Source organism: Capnocytophaga sp. oral taxon 332 str. F0381, from assembly GCF_000318275.2.
In the GTDB taxonomy this organism is placed as follows: Bacteria; Bacteroidota; Bacteroidia; order Flavobacteriales; family Flavobacteriaceae; genus Capnocytophaga; species Capnocytophaga bilenii.
Genome location: NZ_KB291267.1, coordinates 1722 through 2002, shown reverse-complemented (window position 1 = coordinate 2002; position 281 = coordinate 1722). Strand labels below are relative to the sequence as shown.

Sequence of the window (281 nt, the reverse complement as noted above, 5' to 3'; positions counted from 1 at the left end):
GAGAGCTTGGCAAACGAGTGTAGAGTTTAAGAACCTAGACCCTGGTACTTATAAGCTGCAAGCAACTTTGCCTACCGCTAATACCCAAAGTATAGTAACTTGTGTATACGAAAAAGAAGTTACCATACAGCAAATTACTCCTTCATTGCAAGTAACAGCAACCAATCCGCTATGTAATGGCGGACTGGGAGCGTTGCAAATACAGTTGAGTTACCCACCATATTTTCCGTATACCTATAAGATTATTAAAGACGGACAGGTGGTAGCACAACAAGCAGTAA

Annotated in this window: 1 protein-coding gene; it reads left to right on the top strand. The window is 41.3% G+C overall.

The window, feature by feature from the left end; all coding sequences use genetic code 11:
• The coding region (locus tag HMPREF9075_RS13380) for a hypothetical protein (protein WP_009414833.1) at positions 1-281 on the top strand (281 nt) is incomplete at both ends.